Origin of the sequence: Achromobacter seleniivolatilans, from assembly GCF_030864005.1 — a bacterium.
GTDB classification, from domain to species: Bacteria; Pseudomonadota; Gammaproteobacteria; order Burkholderiales; family Burkholderiaceae_B; genus Achromobacter; species Achromobacter seleniivolatilans.
The window spans coordinates 391488-417010 of record NZ_CP132976.1 but is presented as its reverse complement, the minus strand read 5'-3'; the positions used below and the strand labels follow the sequence as shown (position 1 = coordinate 417010).

21 protein-coding genes are annotated in these 25523 nt (G+C 62.5%); 5 read left to right on the top strand and 16 right to left on the bottom strand.

Features of this window, described 5'->3' with window-relative positions; genetic code table 11:
• Positions 1-4 precede the first annotated feature (4 nt).
• The 4 genes from ccoN to RAS12_RS01875 form a co-directional block, all read right to left on the bottom strand.
• Positions 5-1492, bottom strand: coding sequence for a cytochrome-c oxidase, cbb3-type subunit I (gene ccoN / locus RAS12_RS01890; RefSeq protein WP_306944807.1), 1488 nt, complete (start codon positions 1490-1492; stop codon positions 5-7).
• A gap of 209 nt (positions 1493-1701) precedes the next feature.
• Positions 1702-1863, bottom strand: coding sequence for a cbb3-type cytochrome oxidase assembly protein CcoS (gene ccoS / locus RAS12_RS01885; RefSeq protein ID WP_306944806.1), 162 nt, complete (start codon positions 1861-1863; stop codon positions 1702-1704).
• The gene (locus RAS12_RS01880; RefSeq protein WP_306944805.1) at positions 1860-2852 is read right to left on the bottom strand and encodes a P-type ATPase actuator domain-containing protein; all 993 of its coding nucleotides are present in this window, start codon (positions 2850-2852) and stop codon (positions 1860-1862) included. The genes ccoS and RAS12_RS01880 overlap by 4 nt, the downstream gene beginning before the upstream one ends.
• Positions 2853-2932: 80 nt before the next feature.
• Positions 2933-4201 carry an adenosylmethionine--8-amino-7-oxononanoate transaminase gene (locus RAS12_RS01875; protein ID WP_306951726.1) on the bottom strand — a complete coding sequence of 423 codons (1269 nt, stop codon included), beginning with the start codon at positions 4199-4201 and terminating at the stop codon, positions 2933-2935.
• Positions 4202-4344: 143 nt separating this feature from the next.
• On the opposite strand from RAS12_RS01875, the gene RAS12_RS01870 reads away from it, so the two are divergent.
• Genes RAS12_RS01870 through bioD form a run of 3 tightly spaced genes read left to right on the top strand, consistent with a single transcriptional unit; the run spans position 4345 to position 7747 of the window.
• A complete protein-coding gene (locus RAS12_RS01870; RefSeq protein WP_306944804.1) occupies positions 4345-5559 on the top strand; it encodes an aminotransferase class I/II-fold pyridoxal phosphate-dependent enzyme in 1215 nt (404 codons plus the stop codon).
• Positions 5556-6260 (top strand): alpha/beta fold hydrolase, encoded by a 705-nt coding sequence (locus RAS12_RS01865; protein ID WP_306944803.1) that lies wholly within the window; start codon positions 5556-5558, stop codon positions 6258-6260. The genes RAS12_RS01870 and RAS12_RS01865 overlap by 4 nt, the downstream gene beginning before the upstream one ends.
• 23 nt (positions 6261-6283) lie before the next feature.
• Entirely contained in the window at positions 6284-7747 is a 1464-nt protein-coding gene (gene bioD / locus RAS12_RS01860) for a dethiobiotin synthase (protein ID WP_306944802.1), read from the top strand.
• A 19-nt stretch (positions 7748-7766) separates the two neighbouring features.
• Here the strand turns inward: bioD and RAS12_RS01855 are convergent, their stop codons facing one another.
• A complete protein-coding gene (locus tag RAS12_RS01855) occupies positions 7767-8672 on the bottom strand; it encodes a LysR family transcriptional regulator (protein ID WP_306944801.1) in 906 nt (301 codons plus the stop codon).
• Between the two features lie 105 nt (positions 8673-8777).
• On the opposite strand from RAS12_RS01855, the gene RAS12_RS01850 reads away from it, so the two are divergent.
• Positions 8778-9842, top strand: a complete 1065-nt coding sequence (locus RAS12_RS01850; protein ID WP_306944800.1) for an NAD(P)-dependent alcohol dehydrogenase — start codon at positions 8778-8780, stop codon at positions 9840-9842.
• A 32-nt stretch (positions 9843-9874) separates the two neighbouring features.
• Here the strand turns inward: RAS12_RS01850 and RAS12_RS01845 are convergent, their stop codons facing one another.
• Both RAS12_RS01845 and aceA read right to left on the bottom strand, forming a co-directional pair.
• Positions 9875-10492: an O-methyltransferase gene (locus RAS12_RS01845; protein ID WP_306944799.1), complete on the bottom strand. Its 618-nt coding sequence runs from the start codon at positions 10490-10492 to the stop codon at positions 9875-9877.
• 213 nt (positions 10493-10705) lie between these two features.
• Positions 10706-12025, bottom strand: a complete 1320-nt coding sequence (aceA, locus tag RAS12_RS01840) for an isocitrate lyase (protein ID WP_306944798.1) — start codon at positions 12023-12025, stop codon at positions 10706-10708.
• A gap of 322 nt (positions 12026-12347) precedes the next feature.
• Here aceA and queF point away from each other — a divergent pair, with 322 nt between their 5' ends.
• Positions 12348-13172 (top strand): NADPH-dependent 7-cyano-7-deazaguanine reductase QueF, encoded by an 825-nt coding sequence (gene queF, locus RAS12_RS01835; RefSeq protein WP_306944797.1) that lies wholly within the window; start codon positions 12348-12350, stop codon positions 13170-13172.
• A 22-nt stretch (positions 13173-13194) separates the two neighbouring features.
• On the opposite strand, the gene RAS12_RS01830 is transcribed toward queF, so the two are convergent.
• The 9 genes from RAS12_RS01830 to RAS12_RS01790 all read right to left on the bottom strand — a co-directional run bounded on the left by RAS12_RS01830 (position 13195) and on the right by RAS12_RS01790 (position 25492).
• Entirely contained in the window at positions 13195-14199 is a 1005-nt protein-coding gene (locus RAS12_RS01830; protein ID WP_306944796.1) for a cytochrome-c peroxidase, read from the bottom strand.
• 192 nt (positions 14200-14391) lie between these two features.
• Positions 14392-15681: an MFS transporter gene (locus RAS12_RS01825; RefSeq protein ID WP_306944795.1), complete on the bottom strand. Its 1290-nt coding sequence runs from the start codon at positions 15679-15681 to the stop codon at positions 14392-14394.
• 244 nt (positions 15682-15925) lie between these two features.
• The gene (gene pgsA, locus RAS12_RS01820; RefSeq protein ID WP_306944794.1) at positions 15926-16498 is read right to left on the bottom strand and encodes a CDP-diacylglycerol--glycerol-3-phosphate 3-phosphatidyltransferase; all 573 of its coding nucleotides are present in this window, start codon (positions 16496-16498) and stop codon (positions 15926-15928) included.
• Positions 16499-16583: 85 nt separating this feature from the next.
• Complete coding sequence (gene uvrC, locus RAS12_RS01815; RefSeq protein WP_306944793.1) at positions 16584-18413, bottom strand: excinuclease ABC subunit UvrC; 1830 nt, start codon at positions 18411-18413, stop codon at positions 16584-16586.
• The gene (gene nagZ / locus RAS12_RS01810; protein WP_306944792.1) at positions 18376-19434 is read right to left on the bottom strand and encodes a beta-N-acetylhexosaminidase; all 1059 of its coding nucleotides are present in this window, start codon (positions 19432-19434) and stop codon (positions 18376-18378) included. Before nagZ ends, uvrC begins: the two co-directional genes overlap by 38 nt.
• A gap of 58 nt (positions 19435-19492) precedes the next feature.
• Entirely contained in the window at positions 19493-19990 is a 498-nt protein-coding gene (gene acpS / locus RAS12_RS01805) for a holo-ACP synthase (RefSeq protein WP_306944791.1), read from the bottom strand.
• 17 nt (positions 19991-20007) lie between these two features.
• Positions 20008-20748 (bottom strand): pyridoxine 5'-phosphate synthase, encoded by a 741-nt coding sequence (locus RAS12_RS01800; RefSeq protein WP_306944790.1) that lies wholly within the window; start codon positions 20746-20748, stop codon positions 20008-20010.
• Complete coding sequence (locus tag RAS12_RS01795) at positions 20745-22262, bottom strand: efflux transporter outer membrane subunit (RefSeq protein WP_306944789.1); 1518 nt, start codon at positions 22260-22262, stop codon at positions 20745-20747. Before RAS12_RS01795 ends, RAS12_RS01800 begins: the two co-directional genes overlap by 4 nt.
• The gene (locus RAS12_RS01790) at positions 22259-25492 is read right to left on the bottom strand and encodes an efflux RND transporter permease subunit (RefSeq protein WP_306944788.1); all 3234 of its coding nucleotides are present in this window, start codon (positions 25490-25492) and stop codon (positions 22259-22261) included. The genes RAS12_RS01795 and RAS12_RS01790 overlap by 4 nt, the downstream gene beginning before the upstream one ends.
• Between the last annotated feature and the right edge of the window lie 31 nt (positions 25493-25523).

Sequence of the window (25523 nt, the reverse complement as noted above, 5' to 3'; positions counted from 1 at the left end):
CTCGTCAAACAGTGACCGGCTCTGCGGCCGCAGCGGGCAGCGAGCGAGCGGCGTGGGGATCGTCTTGCGGAATCGCGGGGTTGACCGGCTGCGCACCGCGCACCGTCATCCACACGTTCCAGGCCATGACGAACACGCCCGACAGGAACAACGTGCCACCCAGCAAACGAATCAGGTAGTACGGAACACGCGTCTTCAGTTCCTCGACAAAGCTGTAGACCAAGGTGCCGTCAGAGGCGGTATCACGCCACATCAGACCTTGCTGCACGCCGGCAATCCACATGGCGGCGATGTACAACACCACGCCGATGGTCGCGATCCAGAAGTGCAGTTCGATAGCCTTCACGCTGTGCATCTTTTCACGGCCATACAGGCGCGGGATCAGGTAATACAGCGAACCGAAGGAGATCATGGCAACCCAGCCCAGCGCACCGGAGTGCACGTGGCCGATGGTCCAGTCCGTGTAGTGCGACAGCGCGTTGACCGTGCGGATCGACATCATCGAACCTTCGAAGGTCGACATACCGTAGAACGACAGCGCCGTAACCATGAACTTCAGGATCGGGTCAGTGCGCAGCTTGTACCAGGCGCCTTGCAAAGTCATGATGCCGTTGATCATGCCGCCCCACGAAGGCGCAAGCAGAATCAGCGAGAACGTCATGCCCAGCGACTGGGTCCAGTCGGGCAGCGAGGTATACAGCAGATGGTGCGGACCTGCCCACATGTACGTGAAGGCCAGCGCCCAGAAGTGGACGATGGACAGACGATACGAATAGATGGGACGGCCGGCTTGCTTGGGCACGAAGTAATACATCATGCCCAGGAAGCTGGTGGTCAGGAAGAAGCCCACTGCGTTGTGGCCATACCACCACTGCACCATGGCATCTTGCACGCCGGCATATGCCGAGTACGACTTCCACATCGAAACAGGCATTTCGATGTTATTGAAGATGTGCAGAATGGCGATGGTCAGGATGTACGAGCCAAAGAACCAGTTGGCCACGTAGATGTGCTTGGACCGGCGCTTGATGATCGTGCCGAAGAACACGATGGCGTACGCCACCCAGACCAGCGTGATCAGGATGTCGATAGGCCATTCAAGTTCGGCGTATTCCTTGCTGCTGGTGAAACCCATGGGCAAGGTGATCGCGGCGGCAACGATGACAACTTGCCAGCCCCAGAACGTGAATGCGGCCAAGGGGCCACAGAACAAACGCGCCTGACAGGTGCGTTGGACTACGTAATATGACGTCGTGAACAGCGCGCTGCCGCCAAAGGCAAAAATCACCGCGTTGGTGTGCAGCGGACGCAGGCGGCCGTAGCTCAGCCATGCGGTGTCAAAGTTCAACTGAGGCCAAATCAGCTGCGCGGCGATAAAAACGCCCACAGCCATGCCGACAATGCCCCAAACCACCGTCATGAGCGCGAACTGCCTCACGATCTTGTAGTTGAAGGTATCGGCCTTGCTTGCGATTGCGGCGCAATCGTTCATCACCCTTCCCCCAAAGTAACAAATAGCTCCAGGCTTCGATGATGGGACTAGACACACAAGTCAGCGTTGATATGGATCAAGCGCCCGGCGTCCGGCGTGTGAACGCGGCATAAGTGCAACGATCAAAGACGGATTTGCAATGGTGGAAGGCATGATTCGCCCCGCCGGTCAGAAAGAACCGGCGTTGTGCGAACGGCCGCGGCATGGAATCAGCCGCGGTTGGCGGGTCCGCTGTCGTCGTCGCGCAGGATGGCCGTGCCAGCGTTATCGGTATCGTCGTACTGGCCGTTGAACACAGCCCACCACAGCGATATGCCAATAACCAGCACAAACAACAGGGATAGCGGCAGCAGCAGATACAGAATGGTCATTGCGCGGCGTCCAGCGTGCCCGGGGACATGCGCGAGGCGTTTGCCGTCACGTCACCAGACCAATCGCGGCGGCACAGGCGCCACGAGTTATAGGCCACGGCCAAGGACGACACCAGCATCGTGATTGCGGCCAGCCAAGGCGTGACCCAGCCAACCAGCGCCAAGGGCGTCATCAGCAAATGCCAGATCAGCGAACCATAGAGATTCTGGCGGGCCTTGTGACGGGCTTGGGCCAGAAGTTCGTCCAGCGCCGAATCCGGCATGGACGGATGCGCGGCCAGCGCCGAGTGCGCCGATGCCATCGCGGTGGGCACGGCCATCGACATCGCGCAAGGACAGCTCATTACCAGCAGCGCGACCATCACGGGGATGCTGTGCGCGGGGTCGATATACGCCCAGGCGGCAGCGGCAGCCAGGGCCAACGCCACTTGAACCATCACAAACCGCGATGCCAGCCGGTCCGCCCGCGCGCCCAGATCCAGGCGCTGGGCCTCAACGCGCTCATGGCGCGCGCCGCCTGCAGCACCGCCAAACGATTGGCGGGCACACAGTTCCAGGTAGCGGGCAGTCAGCAGGAACGCCACGAACATCGTGACGGAATCGAAATAGACCTCGCCGCGGCCGGTATAGGTGGCGTGAACACTGGGAATGAAAGCGGCGACGATGCCTAGCGCCACCGGCACGTCCATGCCAGCACGGCCGTGGCGCAGATTGTCGCCAGCATGACGCCAGATGGGCCACGCCGAATACAGCACAACCGGGACGGTCAGCGCAAAACTCGCCCAGTTCATCAGCACAATGGCCCAGTCCAGCGTTTCGAGCGCATCGACCGGCATGCTGTCATGCCGCAGATAGCCCGGCCACGCGAACATCATGACCTGCATCATTGCGAGCCACGCCAGCGACAGGCGCACCAAGGCATGGCGGCGCTGCTGGCGGTCGGCATCGGGCAGACTGGCCGGGACGGCGAAGATCGATTTTGCTCGCATGGGCCGATGGTAACCAGCGGACTGTCCAGACGCCTTGATCTGGATCAAGGCGTCTGGCGCGGCTTGCCGGCGCCCCGCTGTCACGGGCGTTGCTGGCGCAGCACGGCCACGACGGCGCGCATCAGCGTGTCCAGTTCATCTTCGGCAATGGTCAGAGCCGGCGTCAGATACACCACATTGCCAAACGGGCGCACCCAGACGCCTGCGTCCACCAGACGGCGCTTTAAGGCCTCGCGGTCCGCAATGCCGTCCAGTTCCACCACGCCGATCGCGCCCAGCACCCGTACATCACGCACCCAAGGCAGGTCACGGCACGGTTCCAGGCCAGCGGCCAAGGCGCAGGACAAGGCTTGCGCCTGTTCCAGCCGGGGCTCGGTTTCGAACAGATCCAGCGACGCGTTGGCCGCCGCGCAGGCCAGGGCGTTGCCCATGAACGTCGGGCCGTGCATGAGCGCGTGGGACGGGTTGTCTGACCAGAACGCATCGAACACCCGGTTGCTGGCCACGGTGGCCGCCAAGGGCAGCGTGCCGCCGGTCAGCGCCTTGGACAAGGTGATGATGTCAGGACGGATGCCGGCCTGCTCAAAGGCGAACATCGTGCCGGTACGCCCGAAACCCGTGAATATCTCGTCAAAAATCAGCAGCAGGCCATGCCGGTCCGCCAACTGGCGCAGACGGCGCAACACCTCCGGCTCGTGCAGCAGCATGCCGCCCGCGCCCTGCACCAGGGGTTCCACCAGAATGCCCGCCAATTGCGGCCCGCGCGTTTCCAGGAACTGATCCAGTTGAGCCAGCGCCGCATCATCGCGGGGCAGATCCACGATGTCGTGTTCGGCCAGCATGCCCCGGTACAGGCTGTGCATGCCCTCGTCGGGATCGCACACCGCCATGGTGCCAAACGTGTCGCCGTGATAGCCGCCCTTGAACGCCAGGAACCGGCTGCGGCCGCGTTCGCCCTGGTTCAGCCAGAATTGCACGGCCATCTTCATGGCGACTTCCACCGCCACCGAACCGGAATCGGTATAGAACACGCGGTCCAGCCCCGGCCCCAGCACGCGGGCCAGACGGCGGGCCAGCGTCAATGCTGGCTCGTGGGTCAGCCCGCCAAACATCACGTGCGGCATGGCGTCCAGCTGCGCGCGCACCGCCTGGGCGATATGCGGATGGTTGTAGCCATGGCAGGCCGTCCACCACGACGCCACTCCGTCGATCAGGCTGCGCCCATCGGCCAATTCCAGCCGGCTGCCATGGCTACGCACCACGGGCAGCGGCGGCGTCACCGTCTTCATTTGGGCATAAGGGAGCCAGATATGGGGTTGGCCTTGGGCTACCCAGTCGGGTGTGTGCATCATTTACCTCTGCAAAAACTGGCGGATACCGCTTTTCCGGCAGATTCCACCCGGAAAGCGGCTGCATCTGCCTCCACTACAATGGCCCGCATTCTACGGCCTGGCGCGGGCGCCCCCTTGCCCGGCCGCTGCCGGAACTTTTGATGTCAAAGCTGGATTCGCTGTTTTCTTCCGAGTTGGCGCTTGCCGACGACCGCCGTGTTCGCCGCCGCCTGCGCACGGCCACTGCCGCCCCGCCCGGGCGCATTGTGGTCAACGGCGTGCCGATGCTGAACTTCTCCAGCAACGACTATCTTGGCCTGTCCAAACACCCGCTGCTGATCGAGCGCGCCCGCGAATGGGCAGCCCGGCATGGCGCGGGCGCCCAGGCGTCGCGCCTGGTTTGCGGCAATCTGGACTTGCACGAACAAGTGGAGGCCAAGCTGGCCCGCTTGAAGGGCACCGAAGCCGCCTTGCTGCTGGCCTCGGGCTGGCAAGCCAACGCAGCCGTGCTGCCCGCCCTGCTGCGCGCAGCAGCCAGCCAGGGCGCGGTCGAGCTATACGCCGACAAGCTCAACCACGCCAGCTTGCACCATGGCTGCCAGGCGGCGGGCATCAAACAGATACGTTTCCGGCATAACGATTTGGATCATCTGGAAAGCCTGCTGGCTGGCCGGACGGAAACGGAGAGTGATGCCGTGGCCGGTAAGCCCGTCGCCGGTAAGCCCGTCGCTCGCTTCATCATCACGGAAAGTGTGTTCAGCATGGACGGTGATCGCACGGACGTCGCACGGCTCGCCGATCTGGCCGACCGCTACCAGGCGTTTGTCTATCTGGACGAAGCGCACGCCACCGGCGTGCTGGGCCCGAACGGTATGGGGCTGGCGGGGCTCGCGCCCGGCCGCATCGACCTGGCCATGGGCACCTTCAGCAAGGCGCTGGGCGGATTTGGCGCCTACGTCGCCGGGTCACGCGCCTTGTGCGACTACCTGGTCAACACGTGTTCCGGCTTCATCTACACCACGGCGCTGCCCCCCGCGGTGCTCGGCGCCATGGACGCCGCGCTGGACCTGGTTCCCACGCTGGACCACGAGCGCGCGCGCCTGGCCGCAGCCGGTGACCGGTTGCGCACCGCGCTGCAAAACATGGGGCTGGATACCGGCGCCTCGTCCACGCAAATCGTGCCGGCCATCGTGGGCGACGAAGCCCGCGCCCTGGCCTTGGCGGCAGAGTTGGAATGCCGGGGCCTTTTGGCCGTGGCAATCCGGCCGCCCACCGTGCCCGCAGGCACCAGCCGCTTGCGGGTGACGCTAAGCGCCGCCCATCGCGACGCCGACGTATCGCAATTGATCGAAGGCTTTGCGGCGGTGCTTGCATGACCTCAGCGAACGCCCCGCGCCCCACGCTGCTGTTCGTCCACGGCTGGGCCTTTGATGCCTCGTTTTGGGCGCCGCTGCGTGCCCAACTGCGCGACTGGCCGCAAGCCGCAACCGACGCCGGTTACTTTGGGCAATCGCAAAATCCGGCCCACAACACTGCCGCAGAGTCCGGGTCTGAGATCCCGCCCGACGGCCCGGTCATTGCCATCGGCCACTCGCTAGGCGTGCTGAAGCTGTTGCGCGGCCTGCCAGCGGGTTGCATCGGCATGGTGTCCATCAACGGGTTCCCGCGTTTTGGCGCCGGGCCGGACTTCGAAGCGGGCGTCCCCGTCCGCATGCTCGACCGCATGGCCAAACGGCTGGCGGCAGACGCCAACGCAGTGCTGCAAGACTTTCGCCAGCGCTGCGGACACGATGCGGCGTTTGACGCCCCCCGAGTGCCGCAGCTGGCACAAGACCTGCAAGCCCTTCGAGACGAAGACCAGCGCGCCGCCCTTGCAGCGCTATCCGTTCCCCTGCTGATCCTGGCTGGCCGTGATGACCCGATCGTGCCCGCCACGATGACTCAGGCCGCCTTTGGCGAACGGCCCGCCGATGAGTGGCGATGGCATGACCACGGCGGCCACCTGTTGCCCGCTACGGATGCGCCCTGGTGCGCCGCCCATATTGCAGCCTTTCTCTCCCGTCTTACCGCGACGTAAGGCGCGAGTTGTTTTCCTGCCCCATGACGCAAGCATTCCGCAATGATCAGGTCGGCGCCCGCTTCGGCGCAGCCGCTGGCCGCTATGAAGACCATGCGCCCATTCAGCGCATTACGGCCGAACGGCTGGCCAGTGATATCGCGCAACTGCCTCTGCCCCCGCGTCCCCGCATTCTGGAAATCGGTTGCGGTACCGGGCTGCTGACGCAAGCTTTGGCACGCCAATTGGGCGCAGCCGACTGGACCGTGACCGATATTGCGCCCGGCATGCTCGCCGCGGCGCAGCGCGGACCCGCCCTGCCCGGCACCGCGCGCTACGCCTTGCTGGATGGCGAACAGCCCCAGGCGCTGACCGGCCAGTACGACCTGATCTGCTCCAGTCTGGCCGTGCAGTGGTTTTCTGATCTGAACACCGGCCTGGGCCGCCTTGCCGAGCTGCTGGCCCCCGGCGGTTATCTGGCCATTGCCACGCTAGCCGAGGGCACCTTCAAGGAATGGCAGGCCGCCCACGAAGCCGCCTGCCTGGTGGCCGCCACGCCACACTACCCGCCGCGCACCGCCATCCGTCCGGCTATGGTCAATCTGAACGGTAGCGTGCGCAGCGAACGGCTGATACAAAATCATCCTGACGGCCTGAATTTTTTGAAGGGTCTGAAAGGCATAGGGGCAACCACGCCTGCACCTGGGCGCCCGCCGCTCTCCGCCGCGCAACTGCGCCGCGTGTTGACGGCATTTGACGAACAAGGAGCCACGGTGACGTATCACCTGGCCTACGGTATGTGGAAAAAATCGATGCAACGCCCCGCCGGAGTTTTCGTGACCGGCACTGACACCGGCATAGGCAAGACCCTGGTGTCCGCCATCCTGGCGCGCGCCTGGAACGCCGACTATTGGAAACCGGTGCAAACCGGCGTGTCAGAAGAGCCGGGCGACACGGAAACCGTCGCGCAACTGGCTCGGCTGCCTTCTGAACGCCTGCACCTGCCCGCCTACGTGTTGCAGGCGCCGCTGTCGCCCTGGGCTGCCGCCACGCTGGAAGACACCGTCGTCGACGCCACCAGCATCGTCCCGCCCGTGACACAGGCGCCGTTGATCGTGGAAGGCGCGGGCGGCCTGTACGTGCCCATCGACGACACGCACATGATGATCGATCTGATCGCCCGGCTGGACATGCCCGTCGTGCTCGCCGCCCGCAGCGGCCTGGGTACCATCAATCACACATTGCTCAGTCTTGAAGCGCTGAAACGCCGTGGCATTCCCGTGCTGGGCGTCATCATGAGCGGGCCGCTGTCGGCAGGCAACAAGGAAGCCATTGAACGCTTTGGCGATGTGCGCGTGCTGGCCGAAATTCCTTCTTTGGCGAAAGTGGATGCTGCCGCAGTAGATGCTTTAGCGCAAACCATTCCGCCCCTGGACGAGTGCCTGGCCGCGCTGGGACGTGCAGCGGCAGAGGACGACTTGCAGGCACTGGAAAGCGCGCGCCCGTAACCATGAAACGCGGTGTGCCCTAAACCCCGGCTGCGGCGGCCTCCAGCCGGGCCAGATCAATAAATGCCCGAAGCGCGGAGGACACGCGCCGCTGCTTCGGGTAATACAACATGAAGCCGGGAATAACTGGGCACCAGTCGTCCAGCATCCGTACCAGCCGCCCTGTTTCCAGCAAGCCGTTCACATAACTCTCCGGCACAGAGCCGATGCCGATTCCGTCTACGGCGGCACGCACTTCCGCATGCACGTCGCTCAGGGCGATGCGGCCCGACACATCCACCTCGACCGCCACGCCGTCTTTTTCAAATTCCCATTTGTAGTAGCGGCCGCTGGGAAAACGGTAGCGGACGCATTCGTGCTGCATCAGGTCGTTCGGATGCAGAGGCACGCTGCGCCCCTGCAAATAGGCGGGCGATGCCACCACCGCCGCCCGCAATTTGGGGCCGATGGGCACCGCGACCATGTCTTCGGGCACCGCTTCCAGCAGCCGCACACCCGCGTCGAAACCGGACCCGACAATATCCACGAAGCTGTCGTCTTCGCCGATCTCTAGATGGATGCCCGGATAGGCCGCCAAAAATCGCGCTGCCAGCGGCATCAGCAACATATACGAGGCTGCACGCGACGTATTGATGCGCAGCGTGCCAGAGGCCGAGCTGCGGAAGTGATTCATCTCTTCCAGCGCGTCGCCCAGATCGTGCAGCACCGGCTGCAAACGTTCGGCCAGGCGCTGACCCGCGTCAGTCAGCGCCACGCTGCGGGTGGTGCGGTTGAACAGATTGACGCCCAGCCGCTCTTCCAGATTGCGAATGGCGTAGCTGACCGCGGACGTGGACAGGCCCAGTTCAGCACCCGCTTTGCGAAAGCTGCTGTGACGGGCGACCGCGGCGAAAGCGGCCAAGTGAGATAGGTTGTCGGGCAGCATGATTGTGCAAATAAACTCAATAAAGCATGCGGAAATTCTAGCTTGATAGCGGATATCGCGAGGAATATTGTGAACGTCTGCTCAATAAATTGATTCCAAATCATCATGATCCAATCCCGTGGCTACGCCGCCCACAGCACCGACACCCCACTCGTTCCGTTCAGCTTCACCCGCCGCGAGCCGGGCGATGACGACGTCCTGATCGAAATTCTATACAGCGGTATCTGTCACTCCGACCTGCATCAAGCGCGCGGCGACTGGGGCAATTCCGTCTACCCCATGGTGCCCGGCCATGAAATCGTCGGCCGCGTGACCCAGGTTGGCAAGAACGTCAGCAAGTTCCAGGTCGGCGATTACGCTGGCGTGGGCTGCATGGTGGATTCCTGCAGCCACTGCAAGGCGTGCCGCCTGAACCTGGAGCAGTACTGCGAAGAAGGCGCCACCCTGACGTACAACGATCACGAGCGCGGAAGCGATCAACTGACCTTCGGCGGCTATTCCGATCGCATCGTTGTGAAGGAACACTTTGTGGTGAAGGTCTCGGACAAGCTCGATCTGAAAGCCGTCGCTCCGCTCTTGTGCGCCGGCATCACGACCTATTCGCCGCTGCGTTACTGGAAGGTCGGCCCCGGCCAGAAGGTGGGTGTCATCGGACTGGGCGGCCTGGGCCACATGGGCGTCAAATTTGCCCGCGCACTGGGCGCGCACGTGGTGATGATCACGACGTCTGCCGACAAGGGCCGCGACGCCAAGCGCCTGGGTGCTGACGAAGTGCTGGTCTCGCGTGATCCCGACGCGATGGCCGCGCACGCAGGCTCGTTCGACTTCCTGCTGAACACCGTACCCGTCAGCCACGATGTAAATCCCTACATGGCGCTGCTGACACTGAACGGCACCATGGCGCTGGTTGGCGCGCTGACGCCGCTGGACCCGATCCCCGGCGCCAACCTGATCATGGGCCGCAAGTCCCTGGCCGGGTCCGCCATCGGCGGCATGGAAGAAACGCAAGAGATGATGGACTTCTGCGCCGAGCACGGCATCGTCAGCGATGTTGAGATCGTGCCGATCCAGTCCGTCAACGAGGCCTACGAACGCTTGATCAAGAACGACGTGAAGTACCGTTTCGTCATCGATATGGCATCGCTGAATGCCGAACCGGCAACTGCCTGATCTGACCCGGCTGACGCGGCTGGCCGGCCGCGTCAGTCAGGTTCGTATCGGCTGACTTCAATGCCGCTGCCCACGGGCAGCAGCACACTGGTCATACCGGGCTTGGCGCGAATGGCGCGCTGGTAACCTTTCACCTCTTCAGGCGAGGGGCGCAGCATGTTGTCGGCAACGATGATGGCGCCGGGTTTCAATCGCGGGTAGAACGCTTCCAGGCACGGCTCGTACAAGTCCTTCCACAAGTCCACGAAAACAAAGTCCAGCTTGTCTGGCAGCGCTGCAATCATCTGTACGGCATCGCCAACACGGAAGTCGATCAGATCCGACAAGCCGGCTTGCGCTGCCATCTTCTGCGCGTGCGCCGATTTGTATTCATGCAGTTCCATCGTGATCAGGCGGCCGCCCGTGGCGCGCGCGGCTTCGGCCAGCCAGATGGCGGAATAACCGAATGACGTGCCCAGTTCCAGCACCGTCGGCGCCTCCAGGCTTTTTACCAGCGTGTTCAATAACTGCCCGGTTTCTGGTCCGATGGCCCGCATCCGCTGGTCCTGCCCGCCATCGCGCCCGCCCGGCGGCGTCTCACGCGGACTCGCGCGTTCAAGCCGAATCCGTTCCTCAAAGATTTCAAGCACTTCGGTGATCTTGGCATCCATGACTGTCCTTGTAGCAGTGGCGCGGGCGCAGACAGGCTCGCGGTAGACAAACGCCAGGGCGTGCGCCCTGACCGGACAAGCATAGATCAACGCAGGCCCGCCCGCCGTCGGCGACGACAGGGCGAGCAGTCAAAAAAAAGGGTGCCCGAAGGCACCCTGAATCCACCCTACAACAGCACCTACAACTGCAAACTGCAACTCTCAATCAAATGCTTACGCAACCTTCTGCGTCTTGCCGTGTTCGAACTGGGCTTCTTCCGTCGAACCGGTCAACGCGGTGGTGGAAGACTGGCCGTTTTCGATGGTTTGCGTCACGGCATCGAAGTAGCCGGTGCCCACTTCGCGCTGGTGCTTCACGGCGGTGAAACCGATTTCGGCGGCGGCAAATTCCTTTTGCTGCAATTCCACAAAGGCGCTCATCTGACGGCGCGCATAACCGTGCGCCAGTTCAAACATGCCGTAGTTCAGCGAATGGAAGCCAGCCAGCGTGATGAACTGGAACTTGTAGCCCATAGCGCCCAGCTCGCGCTGGAACTTGGCGATCGTGGCGTCGTCCAGGTTCTTCTTCCAGTTGAATGACGGCGAGCAGTTGTACGCCAACAGCTTGCCCGGGAACTGGCGGTGAATGGCGTCCGCGAACTTACGGGCGTATTCCAGATTGGGCGTAGACGTTTCGCACCAGATCAGATCGGCATAAGGCGCGTAGGCCAGGCCACGCGAAATGGCTTGATCAATACCGGCCTTGGTGCGGAAGAAACCTTCCACCGTGCGCTCGCCTGTGATGAACGGGCGATCGTTCTCGTCCACATCGCTCGTCACCAGATCTGCGGCATCGGCGTCAGTGCGGGCCAGCAGCAGGGTGGGCGTGCCCATCGTATCGGCGGCCAGACGGGCCGACACCAGCTTGGCCACGGCTTCACGAGTGGGAACCAGCACCTTGCCGCCCATGTGGCCGCACTTCTTCACGGAGGCCAGCTGATCTTCAAAGTGAACGCCCGCGGCGCCCGCGTCGATCATGGCCTTCATCAGTTCGAAGGCATTCAGCACGCCGCCGAAACCGGCTTCGGCATCCGCCACGATGGGCGCGAAGTAATCGATATAGCCTTCATCGCCAGGGTTCTTGCCTTCCATCCACTGGATCTGGTCGCAGCGCGAAAGCGAGTTATTGATGCGACGAACCACTTGCGGCACCGAGTTGGCGGGGTACAGCGATTGGTCGGGATACATCTCGCCGGCCAGGTTGGCGTCGCCCGCCACTTGCCAGCCAGACAGATAAATAGCATTCAGGCCGGCCTTGACCTGCTGCATGGCTTGGTTGCCGGTCAGGGCGCCCAGCGAATTCACGAAAGGCTCGCTATGCAAAAGCTCCCACAAACGGGTCGCGCCACGACGGGCCAGCGTGTGTTCCACGCCAATCGAACCGCGCAGGCGGATGACATCTTCGGCGCTGTAGTCGCGCTTGATGCCCTGCCAACGGCTGTTCTCGGCCCAGTCTTTTTGCAAATTGCGGATTTCGGTTTCGCGAGTGCTCATGGTGATGCTCCTGGTCAGTGATAAGAAGACTTCAAAAGATTCGCGGCTTGCGTTGCGTGAATCGTTGGACAAAGTCTATGCCTCTGCTGCAGAGCAATGTGGGCTTATGTCTTATAGAAGACGAAAAATATTATTGCTAGCAATCAATGACTTACGAACAGCGTTTCGTATTATGAAACGACATTGTCATCTGTGAAACGCGCTCTCGTTGCGCAGCAGCAGGCACTTTCACATGACGGGACTTACATTTCACAATGCGGAAAATGGCCGTTTTTCGGACGGCCTACAATGCCCCAATTCCCCTGATTTCGACGAATCCGCTATGACGCTGTCTCACGGCCCGCTGGGCCAGAGCGTGGCCTATGCCTCGCAGTACGACCCCTCGCTGCTTTTTCCCATTGCGCGCTCGCACAACCGCGCGGCGCTCAATCTCACCGCGGGCAATCTGCCCTTCCAGGGTGTGGATTTGTGGAATGCCTATGAGTTGTCCTGGCTGGATGCCAAAGGCAAGCCGCGCGTCGCCATGGCGACGTTCTCGGTGCCGGCTGACAGCCCCAACATCATCGAATCCAAGTCGTTCAAGCTGTACCTGAATTCGTTCAACCAGACGCGTCTGGTGAATTCGGCTGCCCTGCGCGGCCGCCTTGAACGCGACCTGAGCGCCGCTGCTGGCGCGCCGGTCGGTCTGGACTTTTTCCTGCCCCAGCGCTTTTCTGAATTGCAGATGGGCGAAATGGATGGCATCTATATCGACAAGCTGGATATCGAGATCGATACCTACGAGCCTGCTCCCGAGGTGTTGCGCACGCGTCCAGGCGATGTCGTCGAAGAAACGCTGGCCTCGCGTCTATTGAAATCAAACTGCCCGGTGACCGGCCAGCCGGACTGGGCCAGTGTGCAAATCCGCTATCGCGGCACGCCTATCGATCGCGAATCGTTGCTGCGTTATGTGGTGTCGTTCCGCCAGCATGCCGAATTCCATGAGCACTGCGTTGAGCGCATTTTCAGCGACATCATGCAAGCCTGCGCGCCCGAGCAACTCACGGTTTACGCGCGTTACACGCGCCGGGGCGGTTTGGACATCAACCCCTGGCGCAGCAACTTTGAAACCGCGCCGCCGGCGGACGTACGCACCGTCCGCCAGTAGCGCTTGCCACGCCCTGCCCCGCCTACTTCATAAAGGGCTCGGGCCGGGGCGTGCCATCTTCCGACGGCGGCAGCACGGGGTATTGGATGGCCGGCTGATCGCCCGTCAGCGTCTTCAAGAACGCCACAATCTGCGCGTTTTCCTCGGCCGTGAAAGTGCGGCCCAGTTGCAGACGGCCCATCACATCCACCGCCTGGGTCAGCGTGGCCGCCTCGCCGTCATGAAAGTACGGATAGGTCAGCGCCACGTTGCGCAAGGTTGGCACCTTGAAGTTGAAGCGGTCAGCATCCTTGCCCGTTACCGCCGAGCGGCCTTCCGCCTTGTTATCCGTTTGGTACGGCGCGATCAGACCCATCTTCTGGCATGAATTGCCGCCCACGGCCGCGCCGTTGTGGCAGGCCACGCAACCACTGTTCTTGAACAGCGTATAGCCAGCCAGCTCTTTCACCGTCAACGCCTTGTCGTTGCCCTTTAGCCACTGGTCAAAACGCGAGTTTGGCGTCACCAGCGTTTCTTCAAACGCCGCCAGAGCGCCCGTCACCTCTTCGATCGTGATGACGTCCTTGCCAAACACCTGCTTGAATTCCGCTTGGTAACCCGGAATCGAGTTCAGCACCTGCACCGCCAGCTCATGCGTAGACGCCATCTCCATCGGATTGGCGATTGGGCCGCCCGCCTGATCACGCAGGTCTTTCGCACGCCCGTCCCAGAACTGCGCAATGTTCAAGCTGGAGTTCAACACGGTGGGCGAATTGATCGAGCCCTGCTGCCACTTGTGCCCGATGGACGCCTTCAGATTGTCGGACCCGCCCATGCCCAGGTTGTGGCAGGAATTACAGGAGATTGCCCCTGACCGTGACAAGCGGGGATCAAAGAAGAGCTTCTTTCCCAATTCGACTTTGGCGGGATCTTTGATCACCGCCGCTTCGATCGGGGAAATGGGTTCTTGGCGAGGGGCCGCTGTAGCCTGCCCCGCCCACAAACCCAGGACAATACCCACTGCAAGCATCGCGCTTTTCTTTCTCATGTGCCTCTCCTGTTGAATAACCCCTGATTTCTTAGGGTCATTACATCGGGAGGAAGATGAGAGGGCGTTGCGTTGCATCAACGCGTTTGCCACTGGGGAAAGCGCCACCGCGACGAGTTGATCTGGCGCAACTAGCGGATCAGACTATGCCGCCGCTCTAAGCAGCGGCGGGGTGTAGAAACTACCGTCCGATCACGAGCGAGCTACTGCTACGCCCGCAGCGGGATCGGCACGCCGGGCCTGCACGGCGATCCACTGAGCCAACAGCGCGGCCACCGTAAACGCCACACCGGCGCCAATCCACGGGCCTTGGCGCAAACCGGCATCCAGCAGCAAACCGAACGCCAGCGGGCCCAGCGCAGAACCCACGTCCATACCCGAATACACCAGGCCATAGACCGAGCCGGTTGAGCCCTTGGGCGTCACGCGGCGGATCAGCATGTCGCGCGACGGCGCGGCGACGCCTGAGCAAAAGCCCGCCAGCCCCACTACAGGCGCCGCCAGCACAGCAGGCACCAAACCCAGCGCCAGCACCACCAGCGTCAAGCCGGCCAGCATCAGCGCCACCATGACGGTGCGTTCGGTGCGCGGGTTGGCCGACACCAGAAAACCGCCTGCCGCCATGCCTACCGCCGACGCCACCATATAGCCGGACAAGGCCGAGCTGGCCACGACCTTGCTCAGGTCATACAGCTGGCCCAGCAGGGGAATGGTGTAGTTTTGCACCGATGACAACGCGATGGACGTGAAGGCAAAAAACAGGAATGCGCCCCACAGCGCCGGCTTGGCGAGCAGCGTGGCCAAGGTGGTCAACACGCCTTCCTGCGGTTTGACTGGCTTGGCAGCGCCCTTGGCGTCCGTCTGCGTGTCCAGCGGCGAAGGGCCACCCAGCAGGCCGCGCCCAAGAACCGTCAGCACCAACACCACCGCCACAAGTCCCGCCGCGCTATAGGCCGCCACGCGCCAGCCGGCAAGCAAAGTAATGGACGTCATGAAGATAGGCGTCAACGCCCAGCCCAGATTGCCGGTCAGCCCGTGCGCCGAGAAAGCGTGTCCCAGCCGGGACGCCGTGATGCGATGGTTGATGATGGAATAGTCGGCCGGGTGAAACACCGAATTACCGATGCCGCCCACGACTGCCGCCGCAACCAGCATGGGGTAACCAGTGGACGACCCGATCAGCAGCCCTGACACCACAAAGCAGGTCAGCCCGAACCACAGCACCGGCCGCGCGCCGATACGATCCACGACGAAGCCAGAGGATGCCTGGCCGATGCCCGACACCACATAAAACGTCGATACCAGCAGCCCCAGCCGCGCGAAATCCAGGCCGAACTCCGCTCCCAGCGGGATGTAAAGCAAGGGAAGAACCAGTTGGAAAAAGTGCGACGAGGCGTGGGCCACGCCAATCAGCAGGATGGTTTTCCAGTCGCGCCAGCGGACGTCAGTTTCCGAGGGCAAGGTATTCGCAGCGGTGTTCATTGCAAAGGGCCGCGGGCAGCGGCAGGTGACGCCCGCCAGGGGCGGTGCGCGGGTTTTGTCTCCGGCAACGCCCGGAGAGCTCCAGGCGTTGTGTTCTCGGCGAATGCGGCAGTGACGCCGTGCCGGATCAAGCCGGCGGATCGCTCTTTGAATATCACAGCGGCCGTCTTGCGCGAGCGGGACCGCCGTGAGGTGTCTTTGGCCTTGCAAGCGGGTGCATTCACACCCGCTTTTCAAATCAACATCACATGGCTTTTTCGCGAATGGCGGGCCAGGCGCGTTGCAAGTAGTACAGCATCGACCAGACCGTCAGCACCGCCGCCACAATGATCAGCACATCGCCCAGCATCTTGGTGCTGACGCCGTAGACGGGCTGGTTGTACAGCAGGCAGGGAATTGCCACCATCTGCGCCGCCGTCTTGAATTTGCCCAGCCGGTGCACGGCCACGCTCGCGCTGGCGCCGATCTTGGCCATCCATTCGCGCAATGCCGAAATGGTAATTTCACGGCCGATGATGATCAGCGAGATGAACGCGTCGACGCGGCTCAAGTCCAGCAGGACGATCAGCGCGGCGCAAACCATCAGCTTGTCGGCAACAGGGTCCAGAAACGCGCCAAATGCCGAGGTCTGGTTCCAGCGGCGGGCCAGCCAGCCGTCAAACCAGTCGGTCAACGCAGCAATGATGAAGGCCCAGGCAGCAAATGTGTCGCGCGTAGGTACGGATATCCAGCTCTCGGGCAGGTAGAACAGCCCGACCACCAGCGGAATCATGGCGATTCGCAGCCACGTCAGGATAATGGGTACGTTAATTGGCATAGTGTCCGTATGCTACCTCAGCCGCATGACGCTGGCAGCTTCGGCGCCGCAAGTCGGCCGCTCCCTGGCCATACGCGCCATCTGCTCAACCCCGCAGCGCTTCATAAATCCGCTCCGCCAGGTCCTGCGAAATTCCATCCACCGACGCCAGATCTTCGATGCTGGCTGACGCCACCCCCGAAAACCCGCCAAATCGGGCCAACAACCGCTGGCGGCGCCGGGCGCCCACGCCTTCGATCTCTTCCAGGCGCGACACGTTGCGCGTCTTGGCGCGGCGCGCCCGCATGCCCGTAATGGCAAAACGGTGCGCTTCGTCTCGCACCTGGGCGATCAGCATCAGCGCGGCAGACTCGCCGCCCAAGGCCACGGGGGGCCGTTCGTCGGCGAACACCAGGGTTTCCAGGCCGACTTTGCGCCCTTCTCCCTTGGCCACGCCCACCAGAGTTTGGATATCCAGGCCCAATTCCACGAAAACCTGGCGCGCCACTTCCACCTGGCCTTTGCCGCCGTCGATCAGCACCAGCCCCGGCATTTGCGCCTCGCCGTCTGCCACCTTGGCAAAACGGCGCGTGAGCACCTGGCGCATGGCGGCGTAGTCGTCGCCCGGGGTAATGCCGGCGATGTTGTAACGGCGATATAGCGACGGCTGCATGTCGTGGTGTTCAAACACCACACAGGACGCCTGCGTGGCTTCGCCAGCCGTGTGGCTGATGTCGAAGCACTCGATCCGCAGCGCGTCCAGGGCGGCTTCATCGGTATCCAGATCCAACGCCTCGGCCAGCGCCAGCGTGCGGCCCGCGCGGGCGCCTGACTCTGTCAGCGCGCGCGCCAGGGCCATTTCGGCGTTTTTCAGCGCCTGCTCCAGCCACGAACGCCGCGCGCCCTGCGGACGGGTAAGCACCCGTGACGGCCGGCCGCCGGCCTGTTCCACCAGCAGATCGATCAAGCCGGGATCAGGCAAAGCGTGCGAACAGACCAGCACGGATGGCATGGCATTGTCCGTGTAGTGCTGCGCCACGAAGGCTTCCAGCACCTGGGGCGCGGCTTCTCCTTCCGCGTGCGTCGGAAAGAACGGTTTGTCGCCCAAGTGGCGGCCACCCCGCACCATCGCCAGATTCACGCAGACCTTGCCGCCAGCCACAGCCACCGCAATGATGTCGGTGTCTTCGCCGCTGGTGTTTTCCATGGTCTGCTGATGCAGCACGCGTGCAAGCGATCCCATCTGGTCGCGCAGCGCCGCTGCTTCTTCGAAGCGCAATTCGCCTGCCGCCTGCTGCATGCGGGCTTCGATCTCGCCCATCACATCCTTGGCTTCGCCGTTCAGAAAGCGCACGGCGCGTTGAACATCGCCCGCGTAATCGGCGGCTTCAATAGCGCCCACGCAAGGCGCCGAGCAACGGCCGATCTGATGCAGCAGACAGGGCCGCGAACGGTTGGCGAAGACGGTGTCCTCACAGGTGCGCAGCCTGAATACTTTTTGCAGGATCTGGATGGTTTCGCGCACAGCCCAGGCATTGGGAAACGGCCCGAAATACTGCCCGCGCTTGTTGGTTGCGCCGCGATAGTAGGCAATGCGTGGCCAGTCATGGCCGGTGATCAACAGGTACGGGTAAGACTTGTCGTCGCGAAACAGAATGTTGTAGCGCGGCTTTAAGCTCTTGATCAGGTTGTTTTCCAGGATCAGCGCTTCGGCCTCGGAGCGCGTCACCGTCACCTCCAGCCGCACCACTTTCGACACCATCTGGGCGATGCGGGGGCTGGCGAGGTTCTTCTGGAAATACGACGAGACGCGCTTCTTCAGGTCGCGCGCCTTGCCGACATACATCACTTCACCCGCAGCATCCAGGTGCCGGTAAACACCCGGCAGATGCGGCAGATCAGCCAGGAATGATTTGAGATTGAAGTCGTCGGGCATTCTGATAACGGCTTTCGGCCTGCAAGGTATCCCAATCGGGAGCATCGAAACGCGGCATCAGGCGGCGGATGCGTTCCACGGACTCGGGCGCGTGATCGAACTTCAGGCGCGACAGCAACTCGTCGGCCAGGTCCGGCCGGTTGCACACCAGCACCATATCGCAGCCCGCGCCCAGAGCGGCGTTGGCGCGATCCAGGATGTCTCCTGCCACCGATGCGCCTTCCATCGTCAGGTCATCCGAGAACACCACGCCGTCATAGGCCAGGCGCTTACGCAGAATGCCCTGCACCCAGCGCTTCGAAAAGCCAGCCGGATGCTTGTCTACCTTGGGATAAATCACATGCGCCGGCATGACCGACGGCAGCACGGCGTCGCCCAGCCACGCATAAGGCGCGCCGTCGTCCTTCAAGATGGCGTCCAGCGGACGCGGGTCCACAGGGATCTCGTGGTGGGAATCGGCGCCCACAAAACCATGTCCGGGGAAGTGCTTGCCGCAGGCCGACATGCCGGCCAGGGCAAGACCTTGAATCAACGCACGCGACAGCATCGTGACCACACGCGGATCATGGTGGAAAGCGCGATTGCCGATCACCTTGCTGACGCCGTAATCCAGATCCAGCACCGGCGTAAAGCTCATGTCCACGCCGCACGCGCGCAGCTCGGCCGCCAGCACATAACCCGCCTCGGTCGCCAGGCGCATGGCGTGCAAAGGATCGCGGTCCCACAGCACGCCCAGGTCGCGCATGGCGGGCAAGGCGGTAAAGCCGTCTTCGCGGAAACGCTGCACGCGGCCGCCTTCGTGATCCACCAGGATCAGCAGCGGTTCCTTGCGCGCCTTGTGTATCTGGCGCGTCAGCTTGGTCAGCTGACGGCGGTTTTCAAAATTGCGGGCAAAGAGAATCACGCCGCCCACCAGCGGATGGCGCAGCCGCGTCTTTTCTTCTTTGGTTAGCGAGTAACCCGCCACATCGACCATCACGGGGCCGGGAGGCAGGGCCGCCTTGGATTTCTTCTTGGCCATAGGGGCTGTCCTTCTGTCTAAGTCTGGCAAGCCATTGCCACGGGCCGGCAGGCCGGGTTCAAGGCTTGCGTTCAACCACCACGTAAGCGGCAGCCATGTCGGATTCGTCGGTAATGGAAACATGCGCGGCGCCAAAGCGCTCGTCATACCATTGCCGCAACTCGGGCGCGATCACCAGCACGGGGCGCCCGCCAGGCGCGTTCAGCGTCTGCACGCGGCGCCATGTCATGGGCATGCGCATGCCCAGGCCGATCGCTTTGGAAAAAGCTTCCTTGGCCGCAAACCGCGTGGCCAAAAAACGCACCCCGCGCACCGGATCACGGCTGCGGCGCGCATGGAATTTTTGCAGTTCTTCAACGCCCAGGATCTTTTCAGCGAATCGGTCGCCGTGGCGCGCCAGCGCGCGCTCGATGCGGTCGATGCGCAGCAAGTCCATGCCAATGCCGGCGATGGCGCCGGCAGGAAGCGCGCCTGCGGGAGCAGCGCCGACAAGCGCGGCAGCAGCAGGAGCTACTGCGGCGGCAGGGGTAGCTGCGGTTTTCTGGGCTTCAGACATGGGATTCTGCGCTGCGATCACAGGCCCCGCAGTGCTTGCAGGCGCGCCTGGATCATCAAGGCTTTCATGTCACGCACAGCCTTCTCCCAGCCATCAAACACCGCTTGCGCCACGATCGCGTGGCCGATGTTCAATTCAGCAATGCCGTCGATCGCTGCCACGGGCGTGACGTTGCCGTAGTGCAGACCGTGGCCCGCGTTCACCCGCAAGCCATGGCGCAAGCCTTCGATCACGGCCAGACGGATACGCTGCAATTCGGCCTGGGCTGCCTCGCCCTCGGCTTCAGCATAGGCGCCGGTGTGCAGTTCGATTACCGTGGCGCCAGCCTTGGCAGCCGCCGCAATCTGCACCGGGTCCGGATCAATGAAGAGCGACACGCGAATGCCGGCCTCGATTAGCAAGCCAACTGCGTCCGACACCGGACCCATTGCCCCAGCCACTTCCAGCCCGCCTTCCGTCGTCAATTCGGTGCGCTTTTCAGGCACCAGGCAGACGTCGCTAGGCTTGACCGCGCAGGCGATCTCCAGCATTTCGTCCGTTACCGCGCATTCCAGATTCATGCGGGTGCGCAGCTGCGGCCGGATGGCGTAAACGTCCGCATCCTGAATGTGACGGCGGTCTTCACGCAGATGCAGCGTGATCAGATCGGCGCCGGCGTCTTCGGCACGCAGCGCGGCGGCAACCGGGTCCGGGTAGACCGTATGGCGTTGTTGCCGAAGCGTGGCAACGTGATCAATATTTACACCCAGTTCTATCATTCTGCAGCCGTCGTAACTTTGGTCGGTTCTTTCGTCGTTTCTTCCCAGCCGCCGCCCAACGCCTTGTAAAGCTCAACGCGGTTGATCAGCGCGGCCAGGCCGGTTTGCACCAGCGAAAGCTGGGCATTGAAAAAGTCCACTTGCGCGGTCTGCACCTGCAAGTAGCTGTCGATACCATTGGTATAGCGCAAATTCGACAATTCCAGCGTACGCGACGACGATTCCTGCAACGCGCGCTGGGCATCCAGCTGTGCGCCATAGGTGGCTTCGCCGGCCAGCGCGTCCGACACTTCACGGAACGCCTGCTGGATGGTTTGCTCGTATTGCGCCACAGCAATGTTGTCGCGCGCCTTGGCCAAGTTCAGCCCTTCGCGAATACTGCCGCCGGCAAACAGAGGCGTCGTGATAGACGGCGAGAAGCTCCAGTAGCCCTGGCCGCCCTTGAACAGGTCGCCCAGCGACGGACTGGCCACACCCAACAGGCCGGTCAGCGAAATCGTCGGGAAGAACGCCGCACGCGCCGCGCCGATATTGGCGTTGGCCGACAAGAGCTGGTTTTCCGCTGCGACGATGTCGGGGCGGCGTTCCAGCAAGTCAGATGGCAGCCCGGCAGGTACCGAGGCCAGCAACTGGTCACGGCCAAACGTGGCAGGCGCTGGCAGATCTTCCGGCAACGGCGTGCCCACCAGCAGCACCAGCGCATTCAGCGCCTGCGCCCGCGCGCGAGCCAGTTGTGCAAGATCGGACGACGCCGTATCCAGCAATGTCTTGGATTGATTCAAGTCCAGCTCGGACGACACGCCGCCGTCAAAGCGGCGCTTGACCAGGTTGTAGGACTCCTGACGTGACGCCAACGTGCGTTGCGTGAGTTCCAGTTGAACCTCGGCCGCGCGCAAATTGAAGTACGACTGCGCCACCGAACCCACCAGCGTGATCTGCACGCTTTTCTGGGCTTGTTCCGTTGACAGATACTGCTGGTACGCCGCCTCGGACAAATTGCGCAAGCGGCCAAACAGATCGATCTCGAAAGTCGTCAGGCCAATACCGGCCTGGTACGAACTGCTGATCGAACTGGAATCAGGCCCGCCAGCCCGCATATTGGGCGGCAGGTGTTGCCGCTGGCCCTGGATGCCGGCGCCAATGGACGGCCATTGGGCGCCGCGCTGCACGCCGTACTGCGCACGCGCTTCTTCCACGCGCTGCACTGCGACTCGCAAGTCGCGGTTGTTCACCAGCGACAGTGAGATCAGGCTTTGCAGACGCGGATCACGGAAAAACTCGCGCCAGCCCAGATAGGCGGCAGGCGTGCCGTCTTGCGGCATGACCGAAGTGGACGGTTGCGATCCCAGCGTCGTGGGATTCGCGTAACCGCCGTACTGCACCTTGGGCTGGTCTGGCCAGTTGCCGGTAACGGGAGCGTCAGGACGCTTGTAGTCGGGGGCCAGCGAGCAGCCGGCCAACGCCACCGCCACAAAGGCGGACAAGGCGGTCTGTTTGAACATCAGGGCTTTCATTCTTTGCCCTCCTGGCCACCGTGGGGTTGTGCGGGAATGGGGGTCGTCGTGTCCGGCGCGGCTTGACCGGCGGCAGCCTTCTTGGCCGCCTGCTCTTCTTCCCAGGCGCGCAGTTCGGCGCCCAACAGACGGGGCCGGGTCTTGAACAGGCCCAACACCACTACAAAGAAGGTCGGCACGAAGATCACCGCGAACGGCGTGGCGGCCAACATGCCGCCCAGCACGCCCAGGCCCACCGCGCGCTGGCTGGCAGCACCGGCGCCCGTGGCCATGGCCAGCGGAATCACGCCCAAGATGAACGCCAGCGACGTCATCAGAATCGGCCGGAACCGCAAGCGCGCAGCTTCCACCGCGGACTCGTAGAGCCCCATGCCCCGCGCGTACTGATCTTTGGCGAACTCCACGATAAGAATGGCGTTCTTGGCCGCAAGACCAATCACAGTCACCATCCCCACCTGGAAGTACACGTCGTTCGACATACCCAGCGCACTGACCAGCCCCACCGCACCCAGCATGCCCAGCGGCACAACCAGCATGACCGAGATCGGGATGGCCCAGCTTTCATAAAGCGCCGCCAGCACCAGGAACACGACGAGCAGCGACAGCCCCATCAGAATCGGCGCCTGGTTGCCCGCCTGCCGTTCTTGGTACGACAGACCGGTCCACTCGTAGCCGAACCCTTGCGGCAACTGCGCGACCAGGCTTTGCATTTCTTCCATGGCCTGACCAGTCGTGTAGCCCGCAGCAGCACTGCCGCCAATACGCATGGACTCGTAGCTGTTGTAACGCACCACCTGGATCGGACCCTGGACCCACTCTGCCGACACGAAGGTGGACAAAGGCACCATTCCGCCCTGCGCATTACGTGCATTCAGCTTCAACACATCAGACAGCTGCATGCGGTAAGGCGCATCCGCTTGGACCCAGATGTTCTGCATCCGGCCCAAGTTGGGGAATTTGCTCAGGTAGGCGGAACCCACAGCCGTGGAAATCAGCGTCGCCGCCTCGTCGAAGTTCACGCCCAGGGCGGCAGCCTTGTCGCGATCGATGTTAAGGCTCAACTGCGTGCCTGGTGCCAAACCCGTGATACGGACTTGAGACAGCACCGGGCTTTTCATCGCCGCGCCCATCAGTTGGCCCGTGGCTGCAGCCAGCGCTTCCGTGCCCGCCCCGCCGCGATCTTGCAAGCGCAGATCGAAACCGGTGGCGTTACCCAGCGAAGAGATCGCAGGCGGTACCAGCGTGAACACGGTTGCGTCGTGAATGCCCATCAACTGCTTCTGGAACGCGTTGAATGCAATCGCTCCAGCGGAGTCTTCACGGGCCTTGCGGTCCTTGAAGTCCTTCAGGGTCGTGAACGCGATAGCCGCGTTCAGGCCATTGCCGTTGAAGCTGAAGCCCTGCACCGCAATAACGTTTTCAACTGACGGAATACTGTGGAAGTACGCTTCAACCTGCTCGATCACCTCGATCGTGCGGTTGGCGCTGGCGCCCGCGGGCAGTTCGATGTTGCTGATCACGTAGCCTTGGTCTTCTTCAGGCAGGAATGAAGACGGCAGGCGCAGATACAGCCAAGCCAGCAGCAAGACCAGCACCAGGAAGGCCAGCATCATGCGGCCGCCCTTGTGCAGCATGCGCGAAACCCAGTTCTGATACCCGTGAGTCGTGGCGTCGAACTTGCGGTTGAACCAGCCGAAAAAGCCCTTCTTTTCGGTGTTATGCCCCTTGGGCACCGGTTTGAGGATGGTTGCGCACAGCGCGGGGGTAAAGGTCAGCGCCAACAGGGCCGAGAAGAAAATCGACACCGCCATGGCGATCGAAAACTGACGGTAGATAACGCCCACCGACCCGCTCATGAACGCCAACGGCAGGAACACCGTCACCAGCACCAACGTGATACCAATGATGGCGCCGCTGATCTGCGGCATGGCTTTTTTGGTGGCTTCTTTAGGCGGAAGCCCCTCGGTTGCCATGATCCGCTCGACGTTTTCCACCACCACGATGGCGTCATCGACCAGAATCCCGATCGCTAACACCATCGCGAACATGGTGAGCACGTTGATGGAGAACCCCAACGCCAGCATCACCGCGAAAGACCCCAGCATGGCCACCGGCACAACAAGCGCCGGAATCAGGGTGTAGCGCACGTTCTGCAAGAACAGGTACATCACCAGGAACACCAGCACCATGGCTTCAGCCAGTGTGTGCAGCACCTGTTCGATCGACACCTTGACGTACGGCGCGGTGTCGTAGGGAATGGCGTACTTGATGTTGGCCGGGAAGTACTTGGACAGTTCTTCCATTTGCTGGCGCACGCCCTGCGCCGTAGCCAGGGCGTTGGCGTCCGGCTGCAGCACGATGGCGAAAGCGGCCGTCGGCTTGCCGTTCAAACGGGCGCCCAACTGATAGTTGTCGGCGCCCACTTCGATGCGGGCCACGTCACGCAGCAACACCTTTGAACCGTCGGTGTTCGCACGCAGCACGATCTTGCCAAACCCTTCAACCGTGCTCAGTTGGCCGTTGGCCGTGACGGTGGCCGTAATACGCTGCGAGTCCGGGTTGGGCGGCGCGCCGATGCTGCCGCCGGAGATCAGCACGTTCTGGCCGGAGATGGCCTGATTGACCTCTGCCATGCTCAGGTTGAAGCCCACCAGCTTGGCGGCATCCACCCACACGCGCATGGCCCGAGGCGCGGCGAACAGCTGGAATTGGCCCACGCCAGCAACCCGGGAAACCGGGTTCTGCACGTTACGCGTGATGTAGTCGGCCAGCGCGGTCTGATCTTGCGTGCCGTCAACGGACGACAGCGTCACGATCATCAAGAAGCCTGTACTGGTCTGCTCGTATTGCAAGCCCTGCTGCTGCACGGCAGTGGGCAACTGCGCAATGACGTTCGACACGCGGTTTTGCACGTCCACCTGCGCCAAGTCGGGGTTGGTGCCTGGCGCAAACGTCACGGTGATCGTCGCGGTGCCGAAGGAATCGCTGACCGACTCGTAGTAGATCAGGCCCTTGGCGCCGTTCAGCTTGTCTTCGATGATACTGGTGACCGACTCCGCCACTTCCTTGGCGGATGCGCCCGGATAGGTGGCAGTGATCGTGATCGCCGGAGGCGCCACATCGGGATACTGCGATACCGGCATGTTCGGGATGGCCAACACCCCCGCCAGCAGAATGAACAGGGCAACTACCCAGGCGAAAATTGGTCGATCAATAAAAAATTGCGGCATGTGGGCTGACTCTGAAAGCGATGCTCACCAA